Here is a 14,880-nt window from a genome sequence, read left to right as displayed (position 1 = left end):
ACCTGTCTGGTGTACCCACAGCAGGGGGGTGGCTGTCGACAGGCGATTGCCGACGATCGAGGCATGTCGGAAGAGCGCACACACAACTCACCCGGCCTGCGCGCGTGGCTGGGACTGCTGGTCGTACTCGGGCCGGTCCTGCTGGTTTCTATGGACGGGTCGATCCTGTTTCTGGCGATGCCGCGAGTCAGTCAGGACCTCACCCCCACCGCCGGTCAGGCCCTGTGGATCCTGGACAGCTACGGCTTCGCGGTCGGCTCGCTGCTGATCGCGTTCGGCAACATCGGGGACCGGTACGGTCGGCTGAAGTTGCTGATGATCGGGGCGACCGTATTCGGCCTGGCCTCCGCGGCATCCGCCTTCGCACCCCACGCGGACCTTCTCGTCGCGTCCCGCGCCCTGATGGGTGTGGCTGGCGCGACTCTCCTGCCGTCGGCCCTGGCTGTGCTGAGCGAGCTGTTCAGCGACCCCAAGCGGCGCGCGCAGGCCATCGGTATCTTCGCCGCGGCCTTCGCGGCAGGGTTCGCCATCGGCCCCGTCACGGGTGGCGTCCTGCTGGAACGCTTCTGGTGGGGCTCGGTCTTCCTGATCAACCTGCCCGTCATCGCCCTGTTCCTCGTCTTCGCGCCCATCCTGCTGCGTGAGGTGAGTACGACCCGACCCGGCCGCATCGACGGCTTCAGCCTCGTGGCCTCGGCGGCCGGACTTCTGGGTGCCGTGTACGCCCTCAAGCACGCGGCCGCCGAAGGGTTCTCCACGCTCTCCGTCGTCGTGGGACTGGGCGGCCTCGTGCTCTTGGCCTTGTTCGTGCGTCGGCAGCGGCATCTCGAGTACCCGTTAATGGACTTCTCCCTCTTCCGGGACCGGGTCTTCACCGTCGCGATCATCACCGGCCTGCTGCCGCTGGCAGCCTGGTCGGCGGCCGCCTACCTGTCGGGTGTCTACCTCCAGTCCGTCCTGGGCCTTCCTGTCCTGCAGGCAGCCCTCCTGGCACTTCCCGGCGCGGTGGTCCTCATCGTCACCTGCGTCGTCACACCCATGGTGGTCGACCGCATCGGTAAGCGGACGGTCTTGATCATCTGTCACTTCTCCATCGCGACCGGACTGCTGTTCCTGCTGCCCACCACCATCACCGGCGGGGTCGGCTGGTACATCGCGTCCACGTCCATCGCGGGCCTTGGCTACGGCATCTCCTTCAGCGTCGTCGCCGACACCGCGGTCGGCGCGGTGCCCGCCGAACGAGCCGGGTCAGCCGGGGCCATCGCCGAGACCAGCAACGAGATCGGCAACGCCCTCGGGATCGCGCTCATCGGTTCCCTCGCCGCGCTGCTCTTCCGGCTACACGGGCCTGACCTCGCTCCCACGCTCGACGAGACCCTGCACCTGCCCGGTCTCACGTCCGCAGTGATCACGGACGCGAAGTCGGCCTTCGTCACCGGCCTGCACGCGGCGGTAGCGGTGGCCAGCCTCCTGCACGTCGCACTCGGCGTCCTGGCACGTCGCTGGCTGCCCAAGGCCGCGACTGAGCAGCCGGCCTCGGACTCCCTGTCCGAAGAGAAGGCCGATCGCGTGGAGAGCATGCCTCGTTGACGACACCAGCCCCGGCGTCACCCGGCGGGGACGGCTCCCGCGACGCCGTCCACTAGGAAGAGGTCAACTCCTGGACGGCGAGATCCCCCTCGGCGTACCGGGACCGAACCGCCTTCTTGTCGAACTTACCCACGCTGGTCTTCGGCACAGCGTCGATGACCGCCCAACGCTCGGGGAGCTGCCAGCGGGCCACCGACTCGGCGAGGAAGCCCCGCAGCTCCGCAACCCCGGCCTTCGCCCCCTCCCGGAACACCACGGTCGCCAACGGCCGCTCGCCCCACCGTCGGTCCGGGACCCCCACCACGCAGGCCTCGACCACATCCGGGTGGGCCATCAGCGCGTTCTCCAGCTCCACCGAGGAGATCCACTCACCGCCGGACTTGATGACGTCCTTCGCCCGGTCGGTCAACGTCAGATAGCCATCCGGGGAGAGGGTGCCGACATCACCCGTACGCAGCCAGCCATCCCGGAACGTCTCCTCGTCCGGGGTCTCGTCGCCGACGTACCGCCCGGTCACCCACGGCCCGCGGACCTCCAGCTCCCCCACGGACGTGCCGTCGGCGGGCAGCCGCTTGCCCTGCGGGCCAACGATCCGGGCCTCGACCCCGGCCGGGACCCGCCCCTGGGTGTAGCGGTACTGCCAGGCCTTGGCCTCGTCGACGCCAGCCGGCGGGCGGGCCACCGAACCGAGCGGAGAGGTTTCGGTCATGCCCCAGGCGTGAATGATCCGGATGTCGTGCCGCTCCTCGAAGGCGTGCATCAGCGCCGGTGGGCACGCCGACCCACCCACGATCACCTCTCCCAGGGAGCTGGTGTCAACCTCGTGACTGTCCAGGTGGGCGAGCAGATCGGTCCAGATGGTGGGGACGGCACCGGCGATGGTCGGCCGCTCCGCGGCGATCATCTCGGCGATCGGGGGCGCCTGGAGGAACCGGTCCGGCAGGAGCAGCGACGCACCGCAGAGGAACGCCGCATAGGGCAGCCCCCAGGACATCGCGTGGAACATCGGCACGATGCCCAGGACCCGGTCCTGCGGCCCGAGGCGGAACGACTCCGGTAGGCAGACCTGGAGCGAGTGCAGATAGATCGAGCGGTGCGAGTAGGCCACCCCCCTGGGGTTGCCGGTGGTCCCGGAGGTGTAGCAGAGCGCAGCGGCGGAGCGCTCATCCACGTCCGGCCAGTCGTAGGTGTCGGGCCTGCCGGCCAACAGGGCATCCCAGTGATGTACGTAGATCCGGTCGCCGGCCGCCGCGACCAGCGGGGCGGGGTCACCACCGCCGACCACCACCACGTGCCGGACGGTGGTCATGTCGCCGATGACCTTCGCCAGCAGCGGGATCAGGGTCGTGTCGACGAGCACCACCCGGTCCTGCGCGTGGTTGGCGATGTAGGCGACCTGGTCCGGGAGGAGGCGGATGTTGAGCGTGTGCAGCACCGCGCCCATGCTCGGCACCGCGTAGTAGGCCACCAGGTGCTCGGCGTTGTTCCACAGGAAGGTGGCGACGCGCTCGTCCCCGGTCACACCGCACTCGTCTCGCAGCGCGTGCGCCAGCTGGGCGGCCGAGCGCGCCACGTCGGCGTAGCTCATCCGGCGCGGCTCGGCACCGGTCCAGGTGACCACCGTGGCCGCGCTGTGCACGGTGGCTCCGTGGTCAAGAATCCGGGAGACCTGGAGGGGGGCATCCATCATCGTGCTCCGCATGAGCAACAAAGTAGTGTCGCCGATCACATCTGGGAACCCCGGATCTCCATCTCGCCTCGGCGGCGATGCGTAAATTAGCCGGGGTGAGCATTTCCTGGGCAGATTCCTACGTCGGACAGCTCCGTGCCCTCGCTGGCGACCGGACGCTGATGTTCGTCGGTGCGCGCGCGGTGGTGCGGGACAGCGCGAGCCGGATCCTGCTGATCCAACGCGCCGACAACGGGCACTGGGCCATGCCGGCGGGGGCGATGGAGCTGGGTGAGTCGATCGCCGACTGCGCCGTGCGGGAGGTTCGGGAGGAGACCGGGCTGCGCGCCCTGCGGGTCAGCGCCTTCGCCCTCTACACCGGGCCGGACCGCACCCACACCAACATGTACGGGCACACGTACCAGATCTTCACCACCGCGTTCCGGGTGGAGGAGTGGGAGGGGGACCTCACCCGGATCACCGATGAGACCACCGATGCCGCCTTCTTCGACCGTGGCCACCTGCCCAGCCCGCTGTCGTCCAGCGTCCCGGAGACTCTTGCCGACCTGGATGTCTTCGAGCAGACGAACCGCCTGATCCTCAAATAGCCCGCCGCCGCTCCCGCACCGCCAGGTTTGGCCCGGCGGACCGGCGGGGACCCGGACGGACATGGCAGGAGCAGCAGCGGAACAACACCGACTGGCCGCCGTGGTGGAGAGCTGGCTGGGACGCCCCGTCCTGGTCGTCGGGGACGCGATGCTCGACGAGTGGCGGTTCGCCGACTCGGATCGACTCTGCCGGGAGGCGCCAGCCCCGATCCTCACCCTGCGCCGACGGATCTCCGCTGCGGGCGGTGCGGCGAACACCGCCGTCAACATCGCCGCGCTCGGTGGACGGGCCGCGCTGGTCGCGCCGATCGGCGCGGACGTGGCCGGCGACGAGGTGCACGACTGCCTGGACCGGGCCGGCGTGTGGGACCGCACGGTCAGCCAACCGAGCCGCCCGACCCCGGTCAAACGGCGGATGCTCGCCGGCAGCCAGATCCTGCTGCGGGAGGACTCCGGTGGTCCCGCGGAGCCCCTGGACGACGCGGGAGTGGCGCGACTGCTCGACGCCCTGGCCTGCGCGACCACGGAGCTGTGCGCGGCAGGCGGTGCGGCGCCGACCCTGGTGGTCTGCGACTACGCGCTGGGGGCCCTGCCCGCGCCGGTGCGGGCGTGGCTGGTGGCAAACCGAGAACGGTACGCCACGGTCGCGTTGGATGCGCATGACCTCGCCGACTGGCGTGGGCTCGCCCCGACCGTGGTCACGCCGAGCTTCGCCGAGGCGAGCCGACTACTCGCCCACACCGCGGCCCGGCCCGGAGGCGGGGGCGGGGGCGGGGGCCTGCACCTGAACCACCCGGACCGCGCCCGCTCCGACGGCCCCTCCGAGCTGACCGTGGGTGTCGCACCCGGCGACGGTCGAGTCGCCGACGGGGAGATCGAACCGGGGGCGCGCGGGGACGCCGTGGGACCGGACCGGGCGATACTCGCCGAGTCCCGCCTGGCGGAACTGCGGCGACACACCGGGGCGGACGTCGTGGCGGTGACGCTGGACACCGAGGGCGCGGTTGTCGCCGGCCCGGACGGCGAGCCCAGCCGCAGCCACAGCAACCCGATGCCGGCCAGCCACACGGTCGGGGCCGGAGACGCGTACCTGGCGGCGATGACCCTCGCCCTGGCCGCCGACGCCCCCCTACCGACCGCCGCGCAGCTCGCCCAGCTCGCGGCCACCATCACCGTCTCCGACACCGGCACCTGTGTCTGCCGGCGGGAGGACCTGCTCACCGCGCTCGACCGTGCCGAGGGCGGCGACCACCCGACCCTCGTCGGCGCCGAGGAGTTGGCGACGATCGCCGGGGCACACCGCCGCGCGGGCCGCTCGGTCGTCTTCACCAACGGCTGCTTCGATGTCCTGCATCCCGGGCACGTCCGCTACCTGGAGCAGGCCCGTGCCCTCGGCGACCTGCTCGTGGTGGCGGTCAACGCCGACGGTAGTGTCCGCCGCCTCAAGGGCGCCGACCGGCCGGTCAACCCGGTCGAGGACCGGGTGGCCCTGCTGGCGGCGCTGACCCACGTTGACCATGTGGTGGTCTTTGAGGAGGACTCGCCCGCCCGACTCATCGAGGCCATCCGGCCGGACATCTACGTCAAGGGCGGGGACTATCCGCCGGAGCTGGTGCCGGAGGCACCCCTGGTACGGCGACTCGGCGGCCAGGTCCGCACCCTCGGCTACGTGCCGGACCGCTCCACCTCGGCGATCATCGACCGGATCCGCGCGTACGGCGGTGGCGCACCGGTGGCGGGGCAGGCGTGAGCCGACCCCTCGCACACGGCACCTCCGACGAGTTCCGCGCCGAGCGACACCTCGACGTGCTGGTCCCCACCCGGAACCGCCCCGCCGAACTGGCGGTCACCCTCTCCGGGCTCGCCGCCCAGGAAGGCGTGCCCGACTTCGGGGTGGTGGTCAGCGACCAGTCCGACCACGCCCCCGCCTACGCGCACCCGGCCGTGGCCACGATGGTCCGGGTCCTGCGCCACCGGGGGCACCCGGTCCTGCTGACCCGCCGGCTGCCCCGGCGCGGGATGGCCGAGCACCGGGCAGCGCTGCTCGCCGCCTCGACCGCCCGCTACGTGCTCTGCCTCGACGACGACGTGTGGTTGGCGCCGGGGGCCCTGCACCGGCTGGTCACCGCGATCGCGGAGCTGGGCTGCGGGTTCGTCGGCAACGCCGTACACGGCCTGTCGTACCGGCACGACATCCGCCCGGAGACGCACCGGCACTACGAGGAGTGGGACGGGCCGCCGGTGCCGGAGCGGATCCGCCCGGGCACCCCGCAGTGGGAGCGCGCACTGCTGCACCCGGCCGCGAACCTGCTCCACGTCACCGAGCGGCTGCGCCTGCCGCCGGACTCCTGGCGGGCGTACAAGGTGTCCTGGATCGGGGGTTGTGTGCTGTACGACCGGGAAAAGCTGGTTGACGCGGGTGGCTTCGACTTCTGGCGACGGGTGCCGGAGCGGCACCAGGGGGAGGATGTCGCCGCTCAGCTCGCCGTGTTGGAGCGCCACGGCGGCGCCGGCGTCCTGCCCAGCGGAGCATTCCACCTGGAGTCACCGACCACCGTCACCGAACGTGAGGTTGAGGCGTGGGAAGTGCTCCTCGAACAGGCGTAACCGGTGGGCGGTAGACCACGGTCGTGCCCGCACCTCGGGGCAGAGCCCGGCCCCGACTCAGGGCGTCGAGGCCGGCTGCGCTCCGTCGGTGAGCAGGTCGCGGGCGGCTTCGAGGACCTCGATCACCGGGACCTCGGCCACGAACGAGTCACGGTGCGGGCACTCGCCGTCGCCGGGCCGGTGCGGATAGCTGCCCGGGGTGCAGTCGACCCCACAGACCGGGCAGTGCACCGTCCAGGACGTGATCGGGCGGTGCCGGCCCCGCAGCGGACTCGCCGTGGTGATCAGGTTGCCGACCCAGAAGACACCCACCGTGGGAGTACCGACCGCGGCCGCCAGGTGCAGCGGCCCGGTGTCGTTGGCGACCACCAGCGCGCAGCCGACGTAGCAGCCGGCCAGCCCCCCGAGGCTGAGCGTGCCGACCTGTGGCCGCAGGGGCACCCCGGCCGCCGCCACCACCCGCTCCACCACCTCCTGCTCCACCGGTGTTCCGGTGACCAGCACCTCGTATCCATCCCGGTGCAGCTGCCGGGCGACGGCCGCGAAGTGTTCGACCGGCCAGCGGCGACGGGTGTCGGTGGCGCCCGGGTGCAGCGCCACCCGCGGCCGGTCGGGCGGGCCGAGCACCTCGGCCGCCTCGACCCGGTCGGCGTCGGTGACCGCCAGGGTGGGGACGACCGCGGTCGCCGGGGCCCCCACCAGGGCCGCCACCTCCAGGTAGCGAATCACCTCGTGCTGGTAGTAGACGTACCGCAGCCAGCGGTCCAGCGGCGGCGCGTCCTCGGCCCGCAGACCGGCCGTCACCCGGGCACCGAGGCCGGCCACCACCGGGTTGGAGTTGGCCCCGCCGCCATGCACCTGCAGCGCCAGGTCGAAGCGCTCCGCGCGGGCCCGGGCGAGGAAGTCCGCCAGCCCGGACTCCGGCTCACCCGGCTCCGGGCGGCGGATTCCGGGAGCCGGCGGGACCACCAGGACCCGGTCCACCGGACCCGGCCGATCGCGCCAGAGCTTCGCGTGCCACGGCGCGCCGAGCAGGACGATCTCCGCCGCGGGGTACGCGGCCCGCAACGCGGCCAGCGCCGGCAGGACGAAAATGAAGTCACCGAGCGCGTTGGCCCGCAGCACGGCGATCCGCTCCACCTCGGGTATGCGCTGCGCGGTCGGGCCGAGCAGGTGCGGGGCGACCATCGACGCGCTACGGCCGGTCGGTCTCGACGTTCGGGTGGTGCAGCTCCCGGTTGACGGCGGGGTCAGCCGGAACCGGAAGGTCACCGTCGGCGCCGCGCGCACCGCTGCGCCCGACAGTGATGGTGCGGGGCTCAGGTCGGGCAGTCCGGGGCAGCCGAATCCGGAGCAGACCGTGATCCATCACCGCGTCGATGGCCTCCGGGTCCACCCGGGACGGCAGCTCCACCCGGTACACGAACGCCCGGGCCTCGGAGCCGTCGAGGATCCCGTAGTCGGCGTTGACCTCGGCCTCCGACCGGGCCCGTACGCAGAGCTCCCGCTCGTCCAGCTCGACCGCCACCTCGTCGGGGGCCACCCCGGGCAGCCGGACGATCACCTCCCAGCCGTCCTCGGTCTCGTCCAGTTGGAGGTCCGTCGAGTCCGACCGACCCCCGACCAGCCGACCCAGTTCGGCGCGGAGCGAATGCCACTCGCCCGCCGGGTCCCACCCCTGCTGTCGGCCGCGCCTGCCCTGGCCGATCCCGCCGCCGAGGTCACTCATCACACTTCTCCTATTCACTGGGGTTTGCCGAGGGCCGCAGGGAGCTGGGCGCGTCCAGGTCGGCGTCCCGGTCGACGCCGACGCCGAGCCGGTCCACCAGTTCTCCGCCGAGCCACGCGCTGACCCCGAGGATGGCCAGGGCGACGATCTCGATCGCGACGAGCGCGCCGCCGGCAGCCCGGGAGTCGGCGTTGAGCCGGACCGCCCAGACCGCGGCGAAGAGCAGGATCAGCGCCACGTTCGCGGCGGCGTGGGTGAGCGCGACCCGCTTGGCGCGGGTGCCGGTGGGGATGGCGAGCAGATCAACCGTCCCCGCCGCCGCGGCCAGCAGGCCACCGACCAGGCCGACGGTGAGGTTCCAGTAGGCGACCTCACCGAGGAAGTCGGGCCCGCCCACAATGTCGACCACGTCGAAGAGCACGGCGGTGGCGAGCAGGGCGACCGGGAACATCACCAGCATCGGGTGGAGGGGGTGACCCAGCACTTTGAGTCGGCTCTCCATCCGGGCCTCCACTGGTCGGCAATTCTCGCCCCGGCCGATGCCACCTAGGCTGTCGATGACGCACCGCCGCCATGGTCAACGGATGAGGGAGGGGCACGTGACGGTAGATATCACCACTCACGAGGAGTTGCGGGAGTTACTGGGCGTACCGACGGCTCGGGCTGCCACGAAGGAGCGAACGCACCTGCACGAGCGGGACCGGCAGTGGCTGGCCGCCTCCCCGTTCTGTCTGGTGGCGACGGCCGGCGCGGACGGCACCTGCGATGTCTCGCCGAAGGGGGACCCACCCGGCTTCGCCCTGCCGATCGACGACACCACCGTCGCCATCCCGGAGCGACCCGGCAACCGGCGGGCCGACGGCTTTCACAACATCCTGGACAATCCACACGTCGGGCTGATCTTCCTAATTCCCGGGCGCAGCGATACGTTGCGGATCAACGGCCGGGCACGGCTGGTGCGGGAGGCGCCCTTCTTCGACTCGATGACGGTCAAGGGCCATCGGCCGATCCTGGCGCTGGTGGTAGCGATCGAGGAGATCTTCTACCACTGCGCGAAGGCGTTCCTCCGGTCGCAGTTGTGGAGCCCGCAGACCTGGACGCCCGAGGTGCTGCCGTCGCGGGCCCGCCTGGTCAAGGAGGTCGAGGCCCGCACGGAGAGCCTGGCCGAGCTGCAGAGTCACTACGGCCCGGAGTACGCGCGCCGCCTCTACGCCTGAGCCACCCGCGGCGGGTCAGCCCACCTTCGGCGTGGCGCGGTCGATGATCGCGGCGAGGTCGATCCCGGCGGGGAGCGTGCCGTACGCGTAGCCGTGCGCGCCGCCCAGCCGGGACGCGCAGAACGCCTCAGCGACCGCCGGGTGGCCGTGTCGCACCAGCAGCGCCCCCTGCAGGACGAGGGCGAGCCGCTCCACCAGGTGCCGCGCCCGCAACTGCGCGTCGGTCGGGTCCGCCAGGCTCGCCCGCAGGCGCCGGACCGCGGCGTCGAGCCGGGCATCCGCACCGGCGGCGGCGTCCACCTCGGCCTCGAAGGCGGCCAGCACCCGCGGCTGGCGGGTCAGCGCCCGCAGCACGTCCAGGGCGGCGACGTTGCCGGAGCCCTCCCAGATCGAGTTCAGCGGCGACTCCCGGAACAGCCGGGGCATGCCGGACTCCTCCACGTACCCGTTGCCACCCAGGCACTCCAGGGCCTCGGCGGCGTGCCCCGGCCACCGCTTGCAGACCCAGTACTTGCCGACCGCGACGCCGAGGCGCCGGAACGCGGCCTGATCGACGTCACCCCGGGCCGAGCGGTCCGTCGCACCGGCGAGCCGCAGCATCAGGACGGTCGCGGCCTCCGACTCCACCGCCAGGTCGGCGAGGACGTTGCGCATCAACGGCTGGTCGGCCAACGGGCGTCCGAACGCCCGCCGGTGGCGGGCGTGGTGGACCGCGGTGACGACTCCCTGGCGCATCCCGGCGGCGGCCCCGATCAGACAGTCGAGCCGGGTGAGGTTGACCATGTCGATGATGGTGCGGACGCCGCGCCCCTCGTCGCCGACCCGCCAGGCCACCGCGTGCTCGTACTCGATCTCCGCGGAGGCGTTCGACCGGTTGCCCAGCTTCTCCTTGAGCCGCATCAACCGCAGCGGGTTGCGCGTGCCGTCGGGCAACACCCGAGGCACCAGAAAGCAGGTCAGCCCACCCGGCGCCTGACCGAGAGTCAGGAAGAGGTCGCACATCGGCGCGGAGGTGAACCACTTGTGCCCGACCAGCCGGTAACTGCCGTCCGCCGCCGGCTGGGCGAGGGTGGTGTTGGCGCGTACATCCGAACCGCCCTGCTTCTCGGTCATCGACATGCCCGCCAGCAGCCCGTGCTTGCCGAGCGCCGGACGCAACCCCGGGTCGTACGTGGTGGCGGTCAGCAGCGGCTCGTACCGGGCGGCCAAGTCGGGAGCGTGCCGCAGCGCCGGCACCGCCGCGTAGGTCATCGAGATGGGGCAGCCGTGCCCGGCGTCCGGCCGCCAGGTGTAGAACTTCGCGGCCCGGGCGACGTGGGCTCCGGGCCGGTCGTCGGCCCACGGCGCGGCGTGCAGGCCGTAGGTCACCGCGGTCCGCATCAGCTCGTGCCAGGACGGGTGGAACTCCACCTCGTCCACCCGGTGCCCGTAGCGGTCGTGGCTGCGCAGTACGGGCGGGTGCTCGTTGGCCAACCGGCCGTGCTCGACCGCCGCCTCCGTGCCACCGAGCCGGCCGAGTTCGCGCAGCTCGGCGCTGACCCAGCCGGCTCCCTCCCGGGCCAGCCCGGAGCGCAGTGCCGGGTCGTCTGACACGTCGTAGTCGACCAGGGGTGGCACCTGGTTGAACACCTCGTGCGTGGACACAGTGGCCCTCCCCACCCGGGTCAGCTCAACCCGCTCGACACGGTTCGCACGGGGCCACGGTGGTGGCCGGTGCGGCTACTCCGCATTCACTGTCGCGGAGACGGAGGGACAGCGGAAGGGGTTGTCGGGGCCTCGGTGTCCGGAGTCACCGCCCGTCGCGTCGCCGGGTCGGCCTCCCCGACGCCCGCCACCCATCCCGGCGCGAATCCCTTTTAGTCATCTTTCTTCGTGTTCGTGTTTATTTGGGTGCGGTGTCGGTTTAGGTTTGCGGGTGGCTGCTACCGCCGGTCGGTAGCCGAGGAGCCGTCCGCTGCCCGGTGCGGTGGTGGGTTCCTTGTCGCTCACGGGGGAAGGACATCGAGTTGACGATGAGGTACCAGGACCACACCCAGGGGCCGGTACGGCCGGGCGGGGGTCGAACGAGGTCGCGGTGGTGGGCGGTGGGGCTGGCCGGGGTGACCGGTCTGGCCCTGAGCACCGTCGGCGGCGTCGCCGCCAGTCCGGCAGCGGACGCGGTAGGGCGCACCCTGACCGCCTCCGATGATCACGGCGACGACCGCGGTAAGCACGACGACAAAGCCAAGTACGACGAGAAGGCCAAGTACGACGAGAAGGCCAAGGGCAGCGACAAGGGCAAGCGGGACAACACGGGTAAGCGGGACGACAGGGGTAAGCGGGACGACAGGGGTAAGGGTTCGGAGAAGAAGCCGACCGGTATCCCCGTCCCGTGTGACGCCGACGCGTTGATCGCCGCGATCACCCTGGCCAACGCCCGCGGTGGTGCGGTGCTCGACCTGGCCAAGGACTGCACCTACCTACTCACCTTCGACATCGACGGCGCGGGACTACCGATGATCGTCACCCCGATCACCCTCAACGGCGGCAAACACACCACCATCGAACGGGCCGCCGCCGTCGACGAGTTCCGTATCCTCACCGTCGGCGTCGGCGGCGACCTCACCCTCAACAAGCTGACCGTCTCCGGCGGACAGACCGACGACGAGGACGGCGGCGGAATCCTCGTCAACGCCGGCGGAGCGTTGACCACCCACCACACCACCATCACCCGCAACATCGCCAGCGGCGGCCTCAACTCCGGCGGCGGCATCGCCAACTTCGGCACCACCCGGATCAACCACTCCGCAGTCGTGCGAAACACCGCCAGCTTCCAAGGTGGCGGCATCTACAGCGCCGGTCTGCTGGAGATCGTCAAGTCCCACATCGACAACAACACCAGTAGCGACAACGGTGGCGGCATCTTCTCGACCAACAGCACCGTCACCATCAAGGGCGGCAGCATCTCCGGCAACCAGGCATCCAACGGGGCAGCGATGTTCCTGTCCACCTCCATCAGCACGGTCACCGGCACCAAAATCACCGGGAACACCGCCAGCGGCAGCACCGGTGGTATCCGGGCCAGCGTCGCGAGCCAGCTGACGATGCGGCATGTCAGCCTCGCTGACAACAACGCATCGGGCCTGGCCGGCGGCTTGTTCGTCTCCGCTGCCGGAGAGGGGGAAAGCTTCGCGACCGTCGAGGACAGCGTGATCAAGAACAATGTGACCTCACTTATCGGCGGAGGAATCTTCAACGGGGGGCAGACGGTGCTGCGACACACCAAGGTGATCGGCAACCAGGCGAGCCAGGGTGGCGGCATCCAGAACGACGGTACGATCAGCCTCTACTCCACAAAGGTGGTCGAGAACATCGCCACCACCGACGGCGGGGGCATCTACAACAACGGCACGGTGAACCTCAACACCGCCACCGGCACCATCGTGATCAAGAACCGACCCAACAACTGCGTCAACGTCCCCGGCTGCGCCGGGTAGCGATCAGCGGATTCCCGAGGGCCCGTTCCGCCGTCAACCGGCGGAACGGGCCCTCCCCCACCCGCCGACTCGAGAGCAAACTGTCCCGTACCCAGGAAAATCCATCGTGGCTGGTTGACGCCCACGAGTCGCCTGCGAAAATTCGTCCGTGACCCGGAACCACACCTACGAGGTCTCCACCACCTGGACCGGCGACCGTGGGCACGGCACGACGGGCTACCGCGCCTACGACAGGTCGTACGACACGGTGAGCCCCGGCCGCCCCCTCCTCGCCGGCTCCGCCGACCCGGCATTTCGTGGCGACCCGCGACAGTGGAACCCCGAGTTACTCCTCGTCGCCTCGCTCAGCCAGTGCCATCTGCTGTGGTACCTGCACCTGTGCGCGGTCAACGAGGTCGTGGTCCTCGGCTACCAGGACGCCGCCCACGGCACGATGAGCGAGGATGACACCGGTGCCGCCCGCTTCACCGACGTCCTGCTCCGCCCGCGGGTGACCGTCGCCCACGCCGACATGGTCGAGCGGGCGACCGCGCTGCACGTTGACGCGAACGCCCGCTGCTTCATCGCCGCCTCAGTGTCCTTCCCGGTACGGCACGAGGCGCGCACCGTGGTCCGGCTACCACCACCAGAACCGGCCAGGTAGCTGCATCGATCTCGACGCTCGTTCCGTCGACACTGGGTTCCTCCCAACGAGCCCGCCCTCAGTTCGAGGGCAATGAGGAGTTGTTCCCATGTCCGATCGGAATAGCCCGCACCGCCGCCCGCCGGTGTTCTCGAGCCGGCGACGCGTGCTGGCCGCTGTGACGTCGTTCGCCCTCGTCGGCGGTCTTGCCGTGAGTGGGGCCGCCCCCGCGGCGAGCGCCGATGCCGTGCGCCACCGCGACGGCGTGCAGGCAGACCTCGACCGCCTGGTGCGGGAGGAGAAGTTCCCGGCCGCCCTCGCCGCCGTGCGCACCTCCGACGGTCATACCCGTAACTACACTGCCGGGGTGGCCGAACTCGGCACCAAGCGGAAGCCACCGGTCGACGGGCGGGTACGCATCGGCAGCAACACCAAGACCTTTGTCGCCACCGTGGTCCTGCAACTCGTCGGCGAGGGCAGGGTCGATCTGGACGAGCCGATCGAGACATACCTGCCCGACCTGATCCGCGGCGACGGCATCGACGGCCGGCAGATCACCGTACGGCAGGTGCTGCAGCAGACCAGCGGCCTCCCCGGCTATGTCGACGACATCGCCCCGGACTTCTTCCGCCTTCAGCACACCTATTTCGAGCCGCGCGACCTACTCGACCTGGCCCTCACCGACAAGGCGAGCTTCGCACCCGGCACGAAGTGGGAGTACAGCAACACCAACTACCTCGTCGCCGGGCTGCTCATCCAGAGGGTCACCGGCCGTCCGGTGGCCGAGGAGATCACCAACCGGATCATCGTCCCCCTCAAGCTGCGCGACACCTACTTCCCGAACGTCGGCGAACAGGGCATCCGGGGCCGGCACCCGCACGGCTACTACACCGACGACCCGGACAAGCCGCTGCAGGATGTCACGAAGATGGACCCGTCCTGGGCCTGGGCGGCCGGCGCGATGATCTCCAGCCCGAGTGACACCAACCGCTTCTTCGCCGCCCTCCTCGCCGGTGACCTGCTCCGGCCCGCCGAACTCGACCAGATGCGTACCACCGTCCCCGCCTTTCCCGGCCGCGGCTATGGCCTCGGCCTGATGAGCTGGGATCTGCCCTGCGGCGACCGTGCCTGGGGCCACGGCGGGGACATCCCCGGCTTCACGACCCGTGGCGGCGTCACCGAGGACGGCCGCGCCGTCACCCTCGCCGTCACCTCGACGCCGACAACCGAGACCAGCGCCAGCCAGGTGGATGCGGCCACCAACGCGGCTCTCTGCGAGTAGTCCCTACCAAAGCTGCCGCGCCTCGTTCTCCGGAAAGTTCCGTGCCCCGCTCCCGGGAGCGGGGCACGGAGGCCGGCCGG

Annotated in this window: 13 protein-coding genes; 8 read left to right on the top strand and 5 right to left on the bottom strand. The window is 71.0% G+C overall.

Features of this window, described 5'->3' with window-relative positions:
- Window positions 1-63 precede the first annotated feature (63 nt).
- Window positions 64-1,590, top strand: coding sequence for an MFS transporter (locus AC1UKG_RS21960; RefSeq protein ID WP_482643071.1), 1,527 nt, complete (start codon window positions 64-66; stop codon window positions 1,588-1,590).
- A 52-nt stretch (window positions 1,591-1,642) separates the two neighbouring features.
- Here AC1UKG_RS21960 and AC1UKG_RS21955 read toward each other — a convergent pair whose 3' ends face one another.
- Window positions 1,643-3,292 carry a fatty acid--CoA ligase gene (locus AC1UKG_RS21955; protein WP_033669322.1) on the bottom strand — a complete coding sequence of 550 codons (1,650 nt, stop codon included), beginning with the start codon at window positions 3,290-3,292 and terminating at the stop codon, window positions 1,643-1,645.
- Window positions 3,293-3,375: 83 nt separating this feature from the next.
- On the opposite strand from AC1UKG_RS21955, the gene AC1UKG_RS21950 reads away from it, so the two are divergent.
- The 3 genes from AC1UKG_RS21950 to AC1UKG_RS21940 all read left to right on the top strand — a co-directional run bounded on the left by AC1UKG_RS21950 (window position 3,376) and on the right by AC1UKG_RS21940 (window position 6,474).
- Window positions 3,376-3,867 carry an NUDIX domain-containing protein gene (locus tag AC1UKG_RS21950; RefSeq protein ID WP_018744700.1) on the top strand — a complete coding sequence of 164 codons (492 nt, stop codon included), beginning with the start codon at window positions 3,376-3,378 and terminating at the stop codon, window positions 3,865-3,867.
- A 61-nt stretch (window positions 3,868-3,928) separates the two neighbouring features.
- Window positions 3,929-5,617 (top strand): D-glycero-beta-D-manno-heptose 1-phosphate adenylyltransferase, encoded by a 1,689-nt coding sequence (gene rfaE2 / locus AC1UKG_RS21945; RefSeq protein WP_026271587.1) that lies wholly within the window; start codon window positions 3,929-3,931, stop codon window positions 5,615-5,617.
- Window positions 5,614-6,474, top strand: a complete 861-nt coding sequence (locus tag AC1UKG_RS21940) for a glycosyltransferase family A protein (protein ID WP_018744702.1) — start codon at window positions 5,614-5,616, stop codon at window positions 6,472-6,474. Before rfaE2 ends, AC1UKG_RS21940 begins: the two co-directional genes overlap by 4 nt.
- A gap of 57 nt (window positions 6,475-6,531) precedes the next feature.
- On the opposite strand, the gene AC1UKG_RS21935 is transcribed toward AC1UKG_RS21940, so the two are convergent.
- The 3 genes from AC1UKG_RS21935 to AC1UKG_RS21925 are packed head-to-tail and all read right to left on the bottom strand — an operon-like array spanning window position 6,532 to window position 8,705.
- Complete coding sequence (locus AC1UKG_RS21935) at window positions 6,532-7,662, bottom strand: glycosyltransferase family 9 protein (RefSeq protein WP_482643072.1); 1,131 nt, start codon at window positions 7,660-7,662, stop codon at window positions 6,532-6,534.
- Window positions 7,663-7,669: 7 nt separating this feature from the next.
- The gene (locus AC1UKG_RS21930) at window positions 7,670-8,203 is read right to left on the bottom strand and encodes an Hsp20/alpha crystallin family protein (RefSeq protein WP_018744704.1); all 534 of its coding nucleotides are present in this window, start codon (window positions 8,201-8,203) and stop codon (window positions 7,670-7,672) included.
- 10 nt (window positions 8,204-8,213) lie between these two features.
- The gene (locus AC1UKG_RS21925; protein WP_018814796.1) at window positions 8,214-8,705 is read right to left on the bottom strand and encodes a DUF2231 domain-containing protein; all 492 of its coding nucleotides are present in this window, start codon (window positions 8,703-8,705) and stop codon (window positions 8,214-8,216) included.
- A 97-nt stretch (window positions 8,706-8,802) separates the two neighbouring features.
- Here AC1UKG_RS21925 and AC1UKG_RS21920 point away from each other — a divergent pair, with 97 nt between their 5' ends.
- Entirely contained in the window at window positions 8,803-9,420 is a 618-nt protein-coding gene (locus AC1UKG_RS21920) for a pyridoxamine 5'-phosphate oxidase family protein (protein ID WP_026325383.1), read from the top strand.
- Window positions 9,421-9,435: 15 nt separating this feature from the next.
- Here AC1UKG_RS21920 and AC1UKG_RS21915 read toward each other — a convergent pair whose 3' ends face one another.
- The gene (locus AC1UKG_RS21915; RefSeq protein ID WP_482643073.1) at window positions 9,436-11,064 is read right to left on the bottom strand and encodes an isovaleryl-CoA dehydrogenase; all 1,629 of its coding nucleotides are present in this window, start codon (window positions 11,062-11,064) and stop codon (window positions 9,436-9,438) included.
- Window positions 11,065-11,504: 440 nt separating this feature from the next.
- Between AC1UKG_RS21915 and AC1UKG_RS21910 the strand changes: the two genes are divergently transcribed.
- The 3 genes from AC1UKG_RS21910 to AC1UKG_RS21900 all read left to right on the top strand — a co-directional run bounded on the left by AC1UKG_RS21910 (window position 11,505) and on the right by AC1UKG_RS21900 (window position 14,800).
- Complete coding sequence (locus AC1UKG_RS21910; RefSeq protein ID WP_482643161.1) at window positions 11,505-12,896, top strand: right-handed parallel beta-helix repeat-containing protein; 1,392 nt, start codon at window positions 11,505-11,507, stop codon at window positions 12,894-12,896.
- 148 nt (window positions 12,897-13,044) lie between these two features.
- Window positions 13,045-13,539, top strand: coding sequence for an OsmC family protein (locus AC1UKG_RS21905; RefSeq protein ID WP_018746093.1), 495 nt, complete (start codon window positions 13,045-13,047; stop codon window positions 13,537-13,539).
- An 88-nt stretch (window positions 13,540-13,627) separates the two neighbouring features.
- Entirely contained in the window at window positions 13,628-14,800 is a 1,173-nt protein-coding gene (locus tag AC1UKG_RS21900; protein WP_018815706.1) for a serine hydrolase domain-containing protein, read from the top strand.
- Window positions 14,801-14,880: the final 80 nt, after the last annotated feature.

This window comes from Salinispora sp. CH2A1_6 (genome assembly GCF_056820975.1).
The sequence above is the reverse complement of the archived record's forward strand: the minus strand, read 5'-3'. Positions and strand labels throughout refer to the sequence as shown.